The sequence below is a fragment of the Dyadobacter sp. 22481 genome (assembly GCF_052044875.1).
Taxonomy (GTDB): Bacteria; Bacteroidota; Bacteroidia; order Cytophagales; family Spirosomataceae; genus Dyadobacter; species Dyadobacter endophyticus.
Genome location: NZ_JBQENV010000002.1, coordinates 1 through 16,814 on the forward strand (window position 1 = coordinate 1; position 16,814 = coordinate 16,814).

The following is a 16,814-nucleotide window of genomic DNA, read 5'->3' on the forward strand; positions in this document are numbered from 1 at the left end:
AATGTCAAAAAGGGATCTGATCAGGTTTTGTGTTCTGTAACTGCCAGCCACAACTCCGTAGATCACTACGTTAACCTTCATATTTTCGGGGTTAGCCATCAGCCGCTGCACGGGGCAGCTGGGTCTGGCGTAATAAAATTCATAGTCGGCGGCTTTTCCGGCAGAAAGTCTGTCGGGAAACGGCGCGAACCATGCATTAAAATTTTTTCAATGCTAAAAAGGGGGCCTTAAATCGATAAAAACTAAAAGACCGTTGTGATTCAGTTTTAATGATTTGTAATTGGCCGGTTACAGTTGCTGGAACTGCCGAGGGAGCGCCCACCAACATAATGTCGGTTTTGTTGGGCAGAGGTGATACTGATAGAATGCCCAAAAATAGCGGAAGGAAGTTAATAAACAAGTCGAATAGCAGTAATTACAATTGCATCAACGGCAATTTGACGTAATTTGCCAAAGGCTGGATCTCCTTCGCCGGCCGGCTTGCTACTCATATTTCAGGCGTCGGTAAACCAGGGAACCAATGCATTATTCCAGGGAACAACTCATTGTGCTCTTCACGTATCTGCCGGTGCTGGCGGCAGCGGCAATGGCTTTTTGGCGGTGCCGTAAGGCCGAGCGTCCCGTGCAGCTACTCTGCGGCCTCATTTTCTTTGCGCTGTGTATAGAAAGTATATCACGAGTCTTCTGGTTTTTGAAAGTATCTAACCTGTTTCTTTGGCCGATCTACATCACGGTCGAGTTCGCGTTGCTGACCTGGATGTACAGCCTGGTGCTGGATCGGAAGTGGCTGACGACTTTGCGCGGCTGGATGCTGGCGGCGTTTACGGGGATCGTTCTTGTGCGCGAACTGGGGCAGCATGGGCAGTCGGTGTGGATCGATAATGCGGGCCGGTCGATCGAAAGTGTGGTGGTGATCTTGCTCGCATTGTCGTATTTCTTTAAAGTTTTTCAGGAATTGAAAGTGCAAAATCTGCTGGTTGAGCCTTTTTTCTGGGTGTCGGCAGGGTTGCTGCTTTTCTTTTCGGGTAACTTCCTGATTTTCATATTTATGAACTTCATTTTGCTGTATTCCAAAAACCTGAATGATCAGATTTGGGTGATCCACGCGCTGATGAACTATATGCTGTACATTACTTATTCAATCGCATTATGGGTAGGCCGGGGGAAATAGAGTTTGCGCAACTGCTGTTCGGCGGAATTGGCACTATGGTGATGATGGCGCTCACGATCGTCATTTTTGTGCTGCTTTACCAGCGAAAGCTGCATTTTCAGCAGAGCCGGATGCATCAGATGGAGATGGTTCATCAGAAGAAAATTCTGGAATCAATTGTGGCCTCGCAGGAGAATGAGCGAGAGCGTATCGCGCGCGACCTGCACGACGAAATAGGTGCGTCGTTGTCGGCGGTCCGTTTGTTTGTGAATCAGATCCAATACGAGAAGTCGCCGGACGAAATGAAGGGTCTGGCCGCCCGTTCAGGGCAGATTATCGGGGATGTGGTGAAGGATGTGCGGCAAATCGCGCATAACCTGTCGCCGGTAATTCTCGAGAACTTCGGTTTTGCAGGCGCGGTGAAAATTTTGCTACGTAGGATGGAAGACGCAGGAATACACATCCGGTGCGCGATCGACGATCCGTCCGAAGTGCTTTCGTCCCACCAGCAATTGGTTCTGTACCGCATTATCCAGGAGGTGATCGGTAATGTGGTCAAACATGCCGAAGCCAGTGAAATCATTTTCGATCTCCATCATAACGGTTCACAACTGAGCTTGCTCATGAGCGATAATGGCAAGGGGTTCGATATGCTTTCCGGCGAGAAAGCGTCGGGAATGGGAATGAGCACAATCCATACCCGAACCGACCTGTTGGGGGCGAAGCTCGAACTACATTCCGCTCCTGGTGAAGGCACCAGTTTTAAAATTGAAATGCCCGTTTAACACTTTCCCCAAACAAATTGGAACCAGTAAGAATAGCGATAGCGGACGACCACAAGCTTTTCCGTCAAGGATTAGGCCAGATTTTGTCCCGGAATGAAGATTATCAGGTAATTCTGGAAGCTGCTTCCGGCGAGGAACTGCTGGAAGAAATAGGAAATGCCATGCCCGACGTGGTGCTGCTGGATCTTTTTATGAAAGGAATGGATGGAAAAGAAGTGGCTGGGCTTCTTTTAAAACAGTACCCGAACGTGAAAATCATCATTCTCTCGATGAACTATTCCCCCGAGCACATATTGCAGCTCATGCGGGTAGGCGTGCACGGCTACCTGCCCAAGGACATCGATCAGGGAATTCTGAACGAGGCTATCGGGCAGGTTATGACGAAGGGATTTTACATTAATGACGACATCGCACAGGTAATGCGGCAGGGCCTGCAAGCAGGGGATATCAAGCCGACTCGCAGTAAAGTTGCCATTCCTTCACTGAATATAGGCCTTACCGACCGTGAAATGGAAGTGCTCGCATTGATTTGCAAGGGATACAACACGGCCAAAATCGCGGAAGAGCTGTTCATCAGTTACCGAACGGTGGAGGGACACCGTAAAAACCTGCTGGAAAAAACCGGTGCGGGCAACTCGGTGAGCCTCGCGATATTTGCTGTAAAACATCAATTGCTGGATTTCTAGCCCGGCTATCAGTGTTAAATGCGGGCAAAAACCCGTAAGTCGGTGATACGGTCGCGGTAGGTCTCGAGGAATTCGCAAAAGCGGGCGATCTGCTCCTCCTGATAGGTAAAGTCAGCCGTTTGATCATATTCTTCGAGATATACCTCCTTAAAATCGGTGATCACATAGCGAAGGCTTCTGATCCCTTTCGCGCGTAATGCAGGCAGGTAAAAGTTCTGATGGCTTTTGGCGAAACAGCCTGCACGGTAATTTCCGGTGGTTTTGATATCCACGGCCAGCATCTTCCCAACTACATCCACATACCCGTAAATCAGGCTGTCGTTCAGCTGGTATTCGCAGTATACCTGCGTTTTCAGCATCGGGCGGGGGAGAAACGACCGTACTTTCGAGAGGATTTCCGGGTCAAATGTTTCTTCGCCAATGCCTTTGATCACCGCATCTTCGAATGATACGCCACGAAACTGAGCCTCGGTTTGTGGCATGGGCACACGGTTAATGCGGTCGAGCAGTTCCTGCGCATCGATGTAGCCGCGTTCGAACCGGTCGAAACAGCCTAACAGGGAGGGGTAAAGTTTGTATTTAACAGTGGTAGATATCATTATTTAACAATGTTAACCGGCATTCATTTTTTCCTTTGGCCAAAACGATATTGCAGCGACACAGCAATAAAACTGAACGCATCGTTTGGCGTTTCGCTGTAAGAATCACTTTCTTCCGGGTTGATCAGCCGATGGCCGGAGGTGGCATCGAGCTTATCGGTCCGCACGAAGTAGAAGCGGTATTCCAACGCAATTTTCAACTTTTCTAACAAAGCATAATCCACAGAAGTGCCAAGCGGCAACAGTCCTTCTCTCGTTTTTTTGATTCCCTTTGGACCTTTGGGTGGCCCCCAGCGTAGGAAAAGCGGGTTTCTGGCGCTCTGCCGGCTGTTGGTGAAGCGCAGGAGGCGGTTGTCGTCCAGGTCAAAGGCATTGGCGCTGAACCAGATTTGTCTTACACCTGCATAAACAGCCATATGCACCGGGCCGGGCTCTTTTTGGCTGAATTGTTCCGAGAGGTCCCACTTTACCAGGAATTCCGCGCTATTGTATTCATTTACAAACCAGGAGTTGAAAAACGCCCTTTTTTCGCCGCCAATGGTCCCCGCATTGTAATCCAGCTGAACAGCGAATTGTTTGTTGAGCGACCTCCCAATGCCTATTCCGGCGATTCCGTGCATCGCCTGGGCGTTCAGCTCTCCGTAAAATTGTGTAAGGCCGCATCGGAAGCTTAGAAAATAGGGCTGTGCGGCGCGGCGGTTATAGTTTTTCTTGTCGTTGATACCATTTGGCGAACGGTAACGGACAGGCTGCGCGAAGGTTACGCCGACCAGGGCGCAAATGACAATAAGCAAAATGTAACGCATGGCTGGAAATGATCGGGACGAAATGTTTGTTCAGCCATTGATACGTACGCTTTTCATTTTGGTCACATTTTGTAGAACCAATAAGATGCCCGACCGCCGTGTGATAACCGTAAATATCTGTTAGTTTTGCTTGTAGTTGAAAAATACAATACAAAGATGAGTGTAGTACCCTATAAAGATAAGGAAGGGACCAAGCGGGAGCAGGTCGCGGAGATGTTCGATAACATTTCGCCCAAATACGACCTGTTGAACCACGTCCTGAGTGGCGGTGTAGATATCTATTGGCGCAAAAGAGCTATCAAACTGCTCAAAAAGCAACAGCCAAAGGTCATTCTTGACATTGCAACGGGTACTGGCGACTTTGCCATTGAGGCGCTTGCCTTGAAGCCCGAGAGAATCATCGGCGTCGATATTTCGGAAGGTATGCTGGCGGTTGGTCGCGAGAAAATCGTCAAACTAGGCAAACAGGACGTCATTACCCTGCAAAGCGGCGACTCGGAAAGTTTAGCTTTCGCAAACAATTATTTTGACGCGATTATCGTTTCGTTTGGAGTACGCAATTTTCAGAATTTGCTGGCCGGACTGACAGAGATGAACCGCGTGATGAAGCCGGGCGGAACGTGTGTAGTGGTGGAGTTTTCGAAGCCCAAGAGCTTTCCGTTCAAGCAGATTTACAATTTTTATTTCAAATACATACTACCAATAATAGGGAAAACGGTCTCCAAAGACAGCGCGGCATACACTTATCTGCCCGAGTCGGTGCAGGCCTTTCCGGATGGGGAAGCTTTTCTTGATATTTATAAAAAAGCAGGTTTCATAAATACCAAATGCATATCACTTACCTTCGGGATCTGTTCAATTTACGTCGGACACAAATAATTATCGGTATCCTTGCGCTGCTCATGGCGGCGCAGGAAGCCCGGTCTCAGGGCATCGGTTACCGTCGCAAGCACCTCGAATATTACGACGACAAGCCGATCCATTACGGTATTCTTTTCGCAGTCCCGTTTACGCGGTTCAACATCAAGCATAGTAATGACTTCGTGTCCAAGGATTCGGCATTTGTGATCCAGTCGCCGACGAATGCGGCATTTCGCATGGGTTTTACCGTCAACGCATATCTGAACGAGCATTTTGACCTGCGCACAACACCCGCGGTTTCACTTTATGAGCGGCATGTCAAATTCAGCTATCCGAACGGCACCGACCGGACAGAAAAGCGCGAGTCGACATGGATAGAAGTACCGCTCTTGCTAAAATACAAATCCGTCCGCCGGGTCAACTCACGCATGTATATGATTGCAGGCGTAACGCTCGGGATCGAGACGAACGTAAAACGTAACCGGGGGGGTGGAGCTACCGCCCTCGATACCAAGTCCAGCGACTTCTCGATCGATTATGGCATAGGTTATGAGCAATTCTTTGAATTCTTCAAATTTGCTCCGGAACTGCGTTTTTCACATGGACTGACAAATATGATCGTACCTGGAACAAACTCGGTAGGTAATGGCATCAGCCGCATGCGTACCCACACTGTAACGCTCTATTTAAATTTCGAATAGTCGATATTGGTTTTCAGGAGGTTAAAAAATATTTTTAATTTTTTTCCAAGAATATTTGCAGAGTTCAATTTAGTCGCACATATTTGCACTCCGAAACGACGGGAAAACAAAAGAAAACAAAAAAGGGAGTTTAGCTCAGTTGGTTCAGAGCATCTGCCTTACAAGCAGAGGGTCGGGGGTTCGAATCCCTCAACTCCCACAGAAAGCATCGAGCAATCGATGCTTTTTTTGTTTTCCGGCCGGAGCAGTTGGATCATAACATCTGCCCGCGCGGCGTCCGCTGACAAGCAGAGGGTCCGGGACGGTCCGCCGCTGCCGTTCGAATCCCTCAACTTCCACAGAAAGCATCGAGCAATCGATGCTTTTTTTGTTTTCCGGCCGGAGCAGTTGGTTCATAATATCTGCCCGCGCGGCGTCCGCTTACAAGCAGAGGGTCGGGGACGGTCCGCCGCTGCGACGGTCGGCCGCTGCCGTTCGAATCCCTCAACTCCCACAGAAAGCATCGAGCAATCGGTGCTTTTTTTGTTTTCCGGCCGTTGCGGTTTGAATCCCACCTATCAACGCGAAGTAATAAATCATCCAAGCATTAGTATAAATTCCGCAAAGCGATCCCTGGAAACTCGCCTTACCTTGTTGCTGTGATTTTCAATTAATCATTTGGACTTATGAAAGCATTGTTGCTGCTGGCATTGATGGGCATGTTTGCGTCATGTAATGCGAAAGACCAGCCATTAACAGATGAAAAGATTATGCAGCAAGAGTACATTATAAAACTGGTCGGACGAAACGACGTGGAGGGCGTAAAAAAGGCGCTTGACAAAGGAGCTAATGTAAATACGCAGGATGAAAAACAGCGCTCCCTGCTTCTGTTGGCGGTGATCGAGAAACGGGCGGAAATGGCAACGCTACTGACGGAACGCGGTGCGGATGTCAATTTGCAGGACAATATCCAGGATAGCCCGTTCCTGTACGCAGGCGCGACCGGACAAACAGAACTGGTGAAGCTCTTCCTTGCTCACGGCGCCCGCTTTGATGTCTTCAACCGGTATAATGGAACTGCGTTGATTCCCGCATGCGAGCGGGGGCACGTGGAAACCGTGAAAGTGCTGGTGGGTACCAGGGGATTTCCCATTAACCATGTCAATCGTTTGGGGTGGACAGCCTTGATGGAAGCTATTGGTTTGGGGGATGGGAGCAAAAAGTATCAGGAAATTGTGCAGTTGCTGAAAGACAGCGGAGCGGACCTTGGAATACCGGATCATGACGGCCTTACGCCATTGCAACATGCCAGGAGGCGCGGCTTTGAGGAGATAGTAAGAATTTTATCGAGGTAAGTGCTGCCATTGATGTTTTTAGCGTAAGATATTTACTTGATATATAATTTTATTTTATATTTTGTTTTCTACTATAAACTAATTACAATTGCGCATCAACAAATCGTGATGCGTTATGGAAAACAGTCAGATTGTTCGTGCCCTTTCCGGTATGGTTGGGGCGCTATTGGTGATTTTTACGGCGCTCGCTTGCGGTAATAGCCGGGACATAGTGGTACATGGCGATTTACGCGGAGCGAGCACTTTCCTGGAAGGGAAGACGCTATATCTGGGCAATGCCGAAACCCGCAATTTCGAAGATACTGCCGTTGTGAAGGGCGGCAAATTTGAGTTCAAAATCAAAACCGGAGGGGATTTTGTCCCTTTCAAAGCAGCAATTGTTTTTGAAACCGGAAATCCCGAGTTTCCGCATCAGGTAGTGGGGTATAAAAATCCTTATTCGAAAAAAATGGATGAGCCTAACTTCTATGCCGAACCAGGCATCATGCAGTTGACTCTCGATACAATCCGGATATTTACTCCTAAGAATAAGGTTGTTACGTTCAATATAGACAAAGTGAACCGGCAAACCAGCGTGTTATTCCGGCATTACACTTTCAAGGGCAGCTCGAAGAATGCTGCTGATAACCACGCTTATAACCGATCGCTCGTTCAGAAGCACCCTTATTCGCTGGAACTACTCCGTACATTAAATTTCAATAAATCAGCACTTGCGACCGACGAGGCGAAACATTTACTAGCTCTTTTTGATCCAGAACTTCATTCAAACCCCGGTTATATAGCTCTAAAAGCGTATCTGGACTACGATAACAAAACCGGCAGCGATTTCCCGAAGGAATTAGCATTAAAAACGGCTGATGACAAGTCAGTCAAAGAAGTCCTGGTGGACTCTTCCAAACATAACCTCATCGTTTTCTGGGCAAGCTGGTGCGGGCCCTGCCGGATGGAAATCCCGCAAATCAAAAAGCTTTATGAGAATGAAGGCCAGAAACTGAATGTCGTCAGCATTTCCGTCGACAAGGACCAAAATGCCTGGAAAAAGGCAATGCAGAAAGAACAGATGCCCTGGAAACAGTTTCTCTTACCGCTGGGCGACACTTACGCGATACTGGACAAGAAATATAACCTGCAAACCATCCCGATCTGGGTGCTTCTGGACGGCAGCGGCAAAGTAGTCGATCAGCACGTCGGCTACGAACCGGGAGAGAATGCGATGGATTTGAAAGTGGCTGCGCTTTTGAAATAGGTTTACTGGTTTGAAGAAGGAGGAAAGGGAGGAAGGGGAGGAAAGGGAGGAAAGGGAGGATGGCGAAGGGATTACCTTCTTCCCTTTCCTCCTTCCTCCCTTTCCTCCTTTACCCTATAATAGTACCGTGCTGCCGCTTTCCGCCGAGCGCAATCCCGCTTCCAGCACCTGAATGATTTTCAGGCCATCCGCGAAGTCGGGCTTGATTTCAGTATCATTTTCGATTGCATCCAGGAAATCTACTACCGCATGCACGAACGCGTGTTCGTAGCCAATAATATGCCCGGCAGGCCACCAATGGCCCGCGTAAGGGTGAATGGATTCGGTGGCGAGAATCGTGCGGAAACCGTGTTCGCCTTTCGTATCTTCGTTCGAATAGTATTGCAGCTCGTTCATGCGTTCGAGGTCGAAAACGAGGCTGCCTTTGCTGCCGTAAATTTCGAATGTAAGGCGATTTTTGCGGCCGGTCGCGAACCTGGTTGCTTCAAATGAGCCTATGGCGCCGTTTCGAAACCTGACCATCATCAATGCGGCGTCTTCGACGGTCACTTCGCCCGTTTCGGTGCCTTTGGATGCGCCAGTGAGACTTCCGGTGGCAGTTTCGTCAGCGATGGGGCGTTCTTTGATAAAGTTCGCATTCAGGGATGAAACGGAAACAATCTCACCCACAAGGAAATGCGCGAGGTCGACGGCGTGGGAGTTGAGGTCCCATTGCGGCCCGGCCTTGGCAGTCTCCTTTTTAAGCTGCCAGGTAAGCGGGAACGACGGGTCGACTATCCAATCCTGCTGGTAAGCACAGCGCCAGTGAAAAATCCGGCCGATCTTGCCTTCTTCGATCATCTTTTTGGCGAGCGCTACGGCTGGCGTTCTGCGATAGTTATGGTTGAGATAATGCTTCACGCCATTTTCCTGGCACACTTTCAGCATTTCGGCAGCCTGCCCGCTGTCCATCGAAAGCGGTTTTTCACAAAAAATATGCTTGCCTGCCCTGGCTGCGGCCAATGCCACTTCGTAGTGCAAATTTTGGGGTAATGCGATGTCGATAATGTCGATATCAGGCCTTGTGACGAGTTGCTGCCAGTCGGTTTCGGTCTCTTCCCAGCCCCAATTTTGCGCGAATTCGGATAGCGATTCCTGGTGGCGGCCGCATGCCGCTTTCAGGACGGGCACGGATGGCGTGTCAAAAAACAGCGGGGCTTTTTTCCAGGCATTACTATGCGCACGGCCCATAAACTTGTAACCTACTATGCCGATATTGATCTGCTTTTTCATTCGGGAATGGGTATGATTAAGGATTGTATGCTAAACAGGTTTGTCAAAATTATTAAATCTTGCTGATTGGATTTAATTCGTAAATTTCAACACCTGATATTTACTCAAACTACACACTATTTCATGAAACAACTTGCCCAGAATCTCCGGACGGGAGAGACGTTGCTGTTAAATGTCCCTGTTCCGCTCGCCCGGAAGGGCTGCGTGCTCATCAAAACCCGTAAAAGCCTCATCTCCGCCGGGACCGAAAGAATGCTGATCGGGTTCAGCAAAGCCAATTTCCTTCTTAAAGCCAGGCAACATCCAGACAAGTTCCGTCTCTTAATTGACAAAGTCAGAACGGATGGCTTCTGGAAAACTACACAGTCGGTTCTCCGCAGGCTGGATCAGCTCCTGCCATTGGGGTATTGCAATTTGGGAGAAATCGAAGCGATAGGAGAAGATGTAGAAGGTTTCACGATCGGCGACAGGGTGGTCAGCAACGGGCCGCATGCCGAGATGATCTGTGTACCGGTCAACCTGGTCGCCAAAGTTCCTCCTGATGTGCCGGACGAAGAGGCGGTGTTTGCAGTTTTGGGCGCGGTAGGTCTGCATGGGGTGCGATTGCTGGCACCCGCCCTCGGTGAGCGCGTGGTGGTGGTAGGCCTTGGGTTAATAGGTTTGATGGTCGTTGATATCCTCCGCGCGCAAGGGTGCGAGGTAATGGGTATTGAACCCGACGAAGATCGGCGACGAATCGCAAGGGAAAAGGGAGTCGTGGCCGTTAATCTATCAAGGTCTACCGGTGGATGGAATTCAAAGCAGTTCGGCGAAATGGATGGGGTAATTATCACAGCTTCGTCCAAATCCGGCGATGTCATTTCAATGGCCTCGGCGATTTGCAGGAAAAAGGCGAAAATCGTGCTAGTAGGCGACGTTCCCTTGCATTTAAACCGGGCTGATTTTTACCATAAGGAATTGACATTCCAGGTTTCATGCTCCTACGGGCCAGGGCGTTATGATCATGCGTATGAGGAGCGGGGCATCGATTACCCCCAGGGGTATGTTCGCTGGACCGCGAACCGCAATTTCCTCGAAGTTCTGCGGCTGATAGGGAATGGTTCTCTGAATGTCAAACCTTTAATTTCCAATATTATCCCGCTTGAAAATTATTTATGTATTTATCAAAAAAATATCCGATCGCTCGGAGTGCTGATCGATTATAACGGTGAAAGCAAGGCCGACGAAACGGCAATCCGGAACCCGGACAATGTATTCGCGGTACAAAAGGTCGTGGCAGCGATCATCGGCGCTGGAAATTTTGCTTGCATGACGTTGTTGCCCTGTCTCCGCGGGAAGTGTATCAAGTACATCGCCAGCTTAGGCGGATCAAGGGCGGCGGAACTCGCCGTCAAGTATGGCATTCCATTCGTTACTACGGATTACCGCGAAATTTTGGCCGATGACGAAGTCAATCTGGTCATTATCGCCACCCGGCATGATGAGCATGTTTCCATCGCGATAGATGCGATTCGTGCCGACAAGCATGTGTTTGTGGAAAAGCCGCTTAGCATTGATGCCAGGGGCATTGAAAGCGTAAAATCGGCACTTCAAAACGCGCCGGGGCCGGTCTCACTCGCGGTGGGTTTTAACCGAAGATATGCACCGCATATAACCAGGCTTCGGCAATTGCTTGATGGCGGCCCGATGAACGTCGTAATTACTGTTAACGCAGGCAGTATTTTGGCGAATGACTGGCTACGCGACAGCGCCCGGGGTGGCGGGAGACTGGTGGGCGAGGCATGCCATTTCATCGACCTGGTCGCGTGGATTGCGCAAAGCCGCATTACGGAAGTCTGTACCAATGCGTTGACCGTCCAGGGCTGTATGAGTACCGAAAATGCAAGTGTGCTGCTGCGGCTGGCAAATGGCTCCGCCGGGGCCGTACATTATTTTTCAAATGGTCATAGCAGCTATCCAAAGGAACGGATCGAAGTACATTCGCTGGGGCGGACAGTGGTTGTGGATGACTACAAAGTTGTACGGGGATATGGTTTTGAGGGATTTAGAGAAACAAAACGGGATGCGGGAAAGGGCCATCAGGAGCAGTTTGACAAGCTGTTCGAATGCATTGCAACCGGAAAAGAGCCGATAATGCCTCTCGAAGATGTCTGGAATTCAAGCCAGGCGACACTGGCAGCGCGGGATAGTATGTGGACGGGCGGCTGGGTGAAGGTACCATGAAAGCGCTGCGGTATTGGATACTGCTTTGGCATATCGGCCGGCAAATGGGCTGGCACTATGTGTTGTTCAGAGCCGGATATTGGTGGCAAGCTAAAACCGGTATTCTTCAATTGCGCTTTCCCAAAAGAGCCACCAGGCATTCATTCATAAGTATGCAGGAATGGCAGAACAACAAACCCATATTTCTGTTCGACCCCGAAAAACTGACTTTGCAAAGGAATGCAGGAATCACTGATTTGAAATGGCGGGTAGGGCAAATGGAAATGGGGAGGTTTCGCTATTTCAGCAGTCAATGGTTCGAAGTACCCGACTGGCACAGCAATCCATTAACTGGCTTTGTTTATCCGAAACACCAGCATTGGTTGGACGTTGACGACTTTTCTCCGAAAGCGGGCGATATCAAATACGTGTGGGAGAAGTCGAGGTTCACGTTTTTGTATGACCTCGTTCGGTATGATTATCATTTCGGTCAGGATCAGTCGGGAAAAGTTTTCGAATTGATCACGGATTGGATCGACAACAACCCTGTGAATTGTGGACCAAACTGGAAATGCAGCCAGGAAATAGCATTGAGGGTATTGAACTGGACTTTTGCATTGCATTACCATCGCCTGTCATCAGCATTGAATCAATTGTTGCTGGATAAGATTCTTTGCAGCATTTACGATCAAATGCGGCATGTTGCTGCCAACATCTGTTTTTCAGAGATCGCCGTCAGTAATAACCACGTCCTGACCGAGGCATTAGGCCTATTTGTGACCGGTATAATGTTTCCTTGCTTCCCGGAAAGCCATGAATGGAGGAAAAAAGGCAAGGATTTATTTGAAAGGGAAATCAATCGACAAATTACGTCGGACGGCACTTACCTTCAATTTTCGATGCACTATCACCGCGTGGTTGTTCAGTTGATGACTTGGGGTATACAATTAGCGGAATTGAATGACGAATGGTTTTCTGAAACCGTGTATGAGCAAGCCGATGCTTCTCTGAGGTTCTTGAGAATCTGCATGGATGGAGTAAATGGGAGGCTTCCTCTTTACGGGCACAATGACGGGGCATTGTTTTTTCCTCTTTCTGAATGTGATTTTCGGGATTTCAGGCCTCAATTAATCGCATTGGAATCGGTTTTATATAGCTGGAAAAATTCGGACCCCGTTTTAAGCGAAGAGAAAGCATGGCTGGTACCCGAAGAGCTGTCGGATGTGGAAAGCTATCTGGAAGTTGTGGAAGATGGTGCTTTTAATTTTCAGGAGGACGGCTACTTTGTTGTCAGAGATAAAGGCACCATAACATTCCTGCGCTGCGGAAGCTATTGCAGCCGTCCGTTTCAGGCTGATCATAACCACCTCGACATTTGGATAAGCGGCCGCAACATTCTGCGCGATGCCGGTACCTGGCTTTACAATGCCGATGAAGAATCTACACGCTATTTCGCCGGTACGCGCGCTCACAACACCATCATGATCGAAAACTTCGATCAAATGCAGAAGCGGCACCGGTTTATCTGGACGCATTGGATCACGAATGCAAAGGGAAAATCAGGCACTGCCGACGACGGGTTTTGGATTGAAACCGAATTCGAGGGGTTCCGTCACGTAGGCAACGGTATTGTTCATAAGCGAAGAGTTATCAAAAAAGCGGGTCGGTTGCATTGGCTGGTGGAAGACTTGGTTCTGAATGTGCCGAAAGGAATGCGAATCCGCCAGTTATGGCATCCGGATAGAGGGTTTTTGGATGATTTTCGTATTAGTGCTGTCGATGAACAAGGTTGTGGAATCCTAATGATCGTTGAACGCGGCTGGTATTCGGAGGTTTATGGCGAAAAGGTAGAATGTATCGCTATGGTGTTTGAAAGTAGCGGGAGTTTGATAAGGACGGTTATAGAAAGTTTGAAGTGACCAAGCCCCATTTGTATAGACCAATAATGAAACAATATTACCCGCTTATGCACATGCTCCTCATTCACCAATACTTTCTCGAAGACAATGCTGGCGGAGGCTCCCGCTGGAACGAAATGGCTCGTGTTTGGGTGAGGGAAAGGCATTCGGTGACGGTGATTGCGGGGGACGTACATTATATGTCGGGGAAATCCGCGGATAATAAGGGGAAACGATTTTCAATGTCTGAGAACCAGGACGGCGTTGAGGTAATTCGATGCAAATTGTCCAGGCGTTATCATCACAGCTTTTCGGGGCGGCTTTTGGGCTATATTTCTTTCGCATGTGCCGCAATTTATGCCGGGTTACGTTTCGCGCGCTCCAAATATGACTGCATTATCGTAAGCTCGCCGCCACTCCTGGTGGGTATTCCGGGGCTGCTGCTCTCCAAATGGAAGCGTGTTCCGCTGGTGCTGGAAATACGGGATCTTTGGCCGGAATCGGCGATCGAGACGGGCGTTTTGAAGAATAAGTGGCTGATCAGTTTGGCTTACAGGTTTGAGAAATACCTTTATCGCAAGTCAAAGTTGATCAATGTGCTTACTCCGGCGTTTCGGGAAAGGTTAATTCGCGACAAAAATGTTGTGCCAGGTAAAATCATCGTGGTCCCTAACGCGGCGGATTTCCGTTGGAGCGAGCGCGCGTTGCGTAACGCATGCGCGAGCGGGTTACGAAAGGAACTGGGACTGGAGGGAAAGTTTGTAATCATTTATGTCGGGGCGCATGGGCTGGCGAATGACTTGATGCAGCTCGTGGAGGCTGCTACATTGCTTCGGGGTACAGATGCCCATTTCTTGCTGATAGGCGACGGAATGCAGAAGCGGATGTTGATGGAAGAAGTCGATTCCAGGCAGCTGACCAACGTTTCATTTCTCGACCCCGTTTCAAAGGAGCAGATATTCGACTACATTTTGGTAGCCGACGTCGGCGTGGCCATTTTGAAAAAGGCGGAGATTTTCAAAACAGTTTACAGCAACAAAACTTTTGACTATTTCTCCTGTAAAAAGCCTGTATTAATGGCTATCGACGGTGTGTCGCGCGAGCTGGTAGAGCAGGCGGCGGCGGGGATGTTTACAGAGCCGGAAAATTCGGAAGAACTGGTGAAAAAAATCAGGATTTATATGAACGACCGCGAACTTATGACGAAGCATGGTAAAAATGGTTACCGGTTTGTCCACGCTCATTTCGATCGGGAGAAATTGGCAAAGGAATTTTTGGAACGCATTGAAAGTCAACTTGAAGTGACTGGAAAAAGTGCAACTTTTGATGACTGAAAAGTGAACTGAAAGTGTCGCCAGAGGGTTTTCCAATAAATTAAAATCCAATGAGAAACGTGGCGCATTTATTCCCTGAATCAGTGAGAAACGGGGCATATACTTATTCCGAATACATGCATTTAATGGAGACGGTGGTTCTTGAAAACAGGACAACCGGCCCGAAACAATCTGAATCGCTGTCCCACTACACAAGGCTGAACCTGGCCCGGATGCAACGACTGAATAAAAAGGCGGAGATCCATGATTCACTTAGGGAAGCCGTCGACCAGGTGGATATTCCGCAAACCTGGTACATCCTCACCGAAGCGTGGTGCGGGGATGCAGCCCAGAATCTTCCCACAATCGTAGCTGCCTCGTTATTGAATCCGTTGATTAAGGTCAGATTCCTGCTTCGGGACGAAAACCCGGAATTAATGGACGCATATCTGACCAATGGAGGGCGTTCGATACCCAAACTGATCGCTGTGGACGACGATTTCAATGAAATTTTCACGTGGGGACCACGTCCGGCAGGTGCCCAGGAGCTTTTGAGAGCATATAAAGCCAACCCGGTCAGGTCGTACAGCGAATTTTCAGAGGATATTCAACGCTGGTACATCGCCGACAAGACGGAGTCGCTGCAAAATGAATTGCAGGAGCTTTTGGAAGCAGTGGGTGTGGATAAGTGAGTTTTTGAACCGTTTACTCTATATTTGTCATAGGGTAACCGCAATACCAACGAACAGGGATTTTGTCAGAATACTTTAAAAACATATCCGACGGCATCAGTACGACCCTCACGGGCATGCGGCTGACGTTACGGCATCTCTTGAATGCACGTAAGAGCCGTAAGCCCGGGGATATTCGCTCATCCAATTTCTATGACCAGCAGGATGGCATTGTCACCATCCAGTACCCACTGGAAACCATTCCCATTCCGGATAATGGCAGGTACCGTCTGCATAATGAGATGGACGATTGCATTGTTTGTGACAAATGCGCGAAGGTATGTCCGGTCGATTGTATTGATATTGAACCGATCAAAGCGGTGGAGGATGTTGGCCGTGCCTCCGACGGCTCGCCGATCCGCTTGTACGCCGCCAAGTTTGATATCGATATGGCCAAATGCTGCTATTGTGGCCTTTGTACAACGGTTTGCCCGACGGAATGCCTTACCATGACCAAGACATTCGATTATAGTGAAGTGGATGTGCGGGATATGGTTTACAATTATTCCAATCTCACTACCGAACAAGCCGACGAAAAGCGCATACTTCTGGAACAATTCCAAAAGGAGAAAGAAGCACTGAAAGCGGCGAAGACTGCTCCTCCCATCGCACCTTCGACTACGCCGGCCGGTACAGCGGCGCCTGCCCGTCCCGTTTTCAAACCAACGGTGAAACCAAAACCGGCAGAAGAGCCTGTTGCCAAAGATATTAATACCGAATCTGATGAACCGGTAACTCCGGCGCCGAAACCGGTGTTTAAACCGGTTATGAAGCCGAAAAAGGTGGATGAAAGCTCACCAGCACCGATAGAAAAGCCTGTGGCTGAACCGCCCGTCGAAGCTGTTGAAAAGCCTGCGGCAAAAGCACCCTTCCGCCCGACGATGAAGCCTAAGGTCGTTTCAGATGAAAATGTTGAAAAGCCAATCGCTGAAACCCCTATCGAACCGGCAGAAAAACCTGTTGCTGCAAAGCCTGCATTTCGCCCAACGATGAAACCTAAGGCCGCTTCGGATGAAAATGTGGAGAAACCAATCGCTGAGACTCCTGCCGAACCGGTAGAAAAACCTGTTGCTGCAAAGCCGGCTTTTCGTCCTACTATGAAGCCAAAGGCTGTTTCAGAAGAAAATGTGGAAAAGCCAGTATCTGAAACGCCAGTGGAGCCTGAGGATAAACCCGTAGCCGCGAAACCGGCATTTCGTCCGACAATGAAACCTAAACCCAAAGAATAGG

The 16,814-nt window shown here is 49.0% G+C and carries 15 protein-coding genes and 1 tRNA gene; 13 read left to right on the forward strand and 3 right to left on the reverse strand.

The window, feature by feature from the left end; all coding sequences use genetic code 11:
• The first annotated feature begins 520 nt into the window (after nucleotides 1-520).
• Genes ACTJJJ_RS10075 through ACTJJJ_RS10085 form a run of 3 tightly spaced genes read left to right on the forward strand, consistent with a single transcriptional unit; the run spans nucleotide 521 to nucleotide 2,621 of the window.
• Nucleotides 521-1,171 carry a hypothetical protein gene (locus ACTJJJ_RS10075; protein ID WP_188939025.1) on the forward strand — a complete coding sequence of 217 codons (651 nt, stop codon included), beginning with the start codon at nucleotides 521-523 and terminating at the stop codon, nucleotides 1,169-1,171.
• A complete protein-coding gene (locus tag ACTJJJ_RS10080; RefSeq protein ID WP_188939024.1) occupies nucleotides 1,150-1,935 on the forward strand; it encodes a sensor histidine kinase in 786 nt (261 codons plus the stop codon). The genes ACTJJJ_RS10075 and ACTJJJ_RS10080 overlap by 22 nt, the downstream gene beginning before the upstream one ends.
• 17 nt (nucleotides 1,936-1,952) lie before the next feature.
• Nucleotides 1,953-2,621 carry a response regulator gene (locus tag ACTJJJ_RS10085; RefSeq protein WP_440701719.1) on the forward strand — a complete coding sequence of 223 codons (669 nt, stop codon included), beginning with the start codon at nucleotides 1,953-1,955 and terminating at the stop codon, nucleotides 2,619-2,621.
• Between the two features lie 14 nt (nucleotides 2,622-2,635).
• Here the strand turns inward: ACTJJJ_RS10085 and ACTJJJ_RS10090 are convergent, their stop codons facing one another.
• Nucleotides 2,636-3,220 carry a hypothetical protein gene (locus ACTJJJ_RS10090; protein ID WP_426292547.1) on the reverse strand — a complete coding sequence of 195 codons (585 nt, stop codon included), beginning with the start codon at nucleotides 3,218-3,220 and terminating at the stop codon, nucleotides 2,636-2,638.
• 23 nt (nucleotides 3,221-3,243) lie between these two features.
• On the reverse strand, nucleotides 3,244-4,026 hold the full coding sequence (locus tag ACTJJJ_RS10095) for a hypothetical protein (RefSeq protein WP_440701720.1): 783 nt from the start codon (nucleotides 4,024-4,026) through the stop codon (nucleotides 3,244-3,246).
• Nucleotides 4,027-4,182: 156 nt separating this feature from the next.
• Between ACTJJJ_RS10095 and ubiE the strand changes: the two genes are divergently transcribed.
• The 5 genes from ubiE (at nucleotide 4,183) to ACTJJJ_RS10120 (ending at nucleotide 8,168) form a co-directional block, all read left to right on the forward strand.
• On the forward strand, nucleotides 4,183-4,905 hold the full coding sequence (gene ubiE, locus ACTJJJ_RS10100) for a bifunctional demethylmenaquinone methyltransferase/2-methoxy-6-polyprenyl-1,4-benzoquinol methylase UbiE (RefSeq protein ID WP_440701721.1): 723 nt from the start codon (nucleotides 4,183-4,185) through the stop codon (nucleotides 4,903-4,905).
• A 23-nt stretch (nucleotides 4,906-4,928) separates the two neighbouring features.
• Complete coding sequence (locus ACTJJJ_RS10105; RefSeq protein WP_188939041.1) at nucleotides 4,929-5,588, forward strand: porin family protein; 660 nt, start codon at nucleotides 4,929-4,931, stop codon at nucleotides 5,586-5,588.
• A gap of 124 nt (nucleotides 5,589-5,712) precedes the next feature.
• A tRNA-Val gene (locus ACTJJJ_RS10110) sits at nucleotides 5,713-5,787 on the forward strand.
• A 466-nt stretch (nucleotides 5,788-6,253) separates the two neighbouring features.
• A complete protein-coding gene (locus ACTJJJ_RS10115; RefSeq protein ID WP_440701722.1) occupies nucleotides 6,254-6,922 on the forward strand; it encodes an ankyrin repeat domain-containing protein in 669 nt (222 codons plus the stop codon).
• A gap of 115 nt (nucleotides 6,923-7,037) precedes the next feature.
• Nucleotides 7,038-8,168 (forward strand): thioredoxin-like domain-containing protein, encoded by a 1,131-nt coding sequence (locus tag ACTJJJ_RS10120; RefSeq protein ID WP_440701723.1) that lies wholly within the window; start codon nucleotides 7,038-7,040, stop codon nucleotides 8,166-8,168.
• Between the two features lie 114 nt (nucleotides 8,169-8,282).
• Here the strand turns inward: ACTJJJ_RS10120 and ACTJJJ_RS10125 are convergent, their stop codons facing one another.
• Complete coding sequence (locus ACTJJJ_RS10125; RefSeq protein ID WP_440701724.1) at nucleotides 8,283-9,440, reverse strand: Gfo/Idh/MocA family protein; 1,158 nt, start codon at nucleotides 9,438-9,440, stop codon at nucleotides 8,283-8,285.
• Nucleotides 9,441-9,563: 123 nt separating this feature from the next.
• Here ACTJJJ_RS10125 and ACTJJJ_RS10130 point away from each other — a divergent pair, with 123 nt between their 5' ends.
• The 5 genes from ACTJJJ_RS10130 to ACTJJJ_RS10150 all read left to right on the forward strand — a co-directional run bounded on the left by ACTJJJ_RS10130 (nucleotide 9,564) and on the right by ACTJJJ_RS10150 (nucleotide 16,813).
• A complete protein-coding gene (locus tag ACTJJJ_RS10130) occupies nucleotides 9,564-11,663 on the forward strand; it encodes a bi-domain-containing oxidoreductase (RefSeq protein WP_440701725.1) in 2,100 nt (699 codons plus the stop codon).
• On the forward strand, nucleotides 11,660-13,561 hold the full coding sequence (locus ACTJJJ_RS10135; RefSeq protein ID WP_440701726.1) for an alginate lyase family protein: 1,902 nt from the start codon (nucleotides 11,660-11,662) through the stop codon (nucleotides 13,559-13,561). The genes ACTJJJ_RS10130 and ACTJJJ_RS10135 overlap by 4 nt, the downstream gene beginning before the upstream one ends.
• 26 nt (nucleotides 13,562-13,587) lie before the next feature.
• Nucleotides 13,588-14,874, forward strand: coding sequence for a glycosyltransferase family 4 protein (locus tag ACTJJJ_RS10140; protein WP_440701727.1), 1,287 nt, complete (start codon nucleotides 13,588-13,590; stop codon nucleotides 14,872-14,874).
• Between the two features lie 50 nt (nucleotides 14,875-14,924).
• Nucleotides 14,925-15,545, forward strand: coding sequence for a thioredoxin family protein (locus ACTJJJ_RS10145; RefSeq protein ID WP_426292557.1), 621 nt, complete (start codon nucleotides 14,925-14,927; stop codon nucleotides 15,543-15,545).
• Between the two features lie 62 nt (nucleotides 15,546-15,607).
• A complete protein-coding gene (locus ACTJJJ_RS10150; protein ID WP_440701728.1) occupies nucleotides 15,608-16,813 on the forward strand; it encodes a 4Fe-4S binding protein in 1,206 nt (401 codons plus the stop codon).
• Nucleotide 16,814 lies beyond the last annotated feature (1 nt).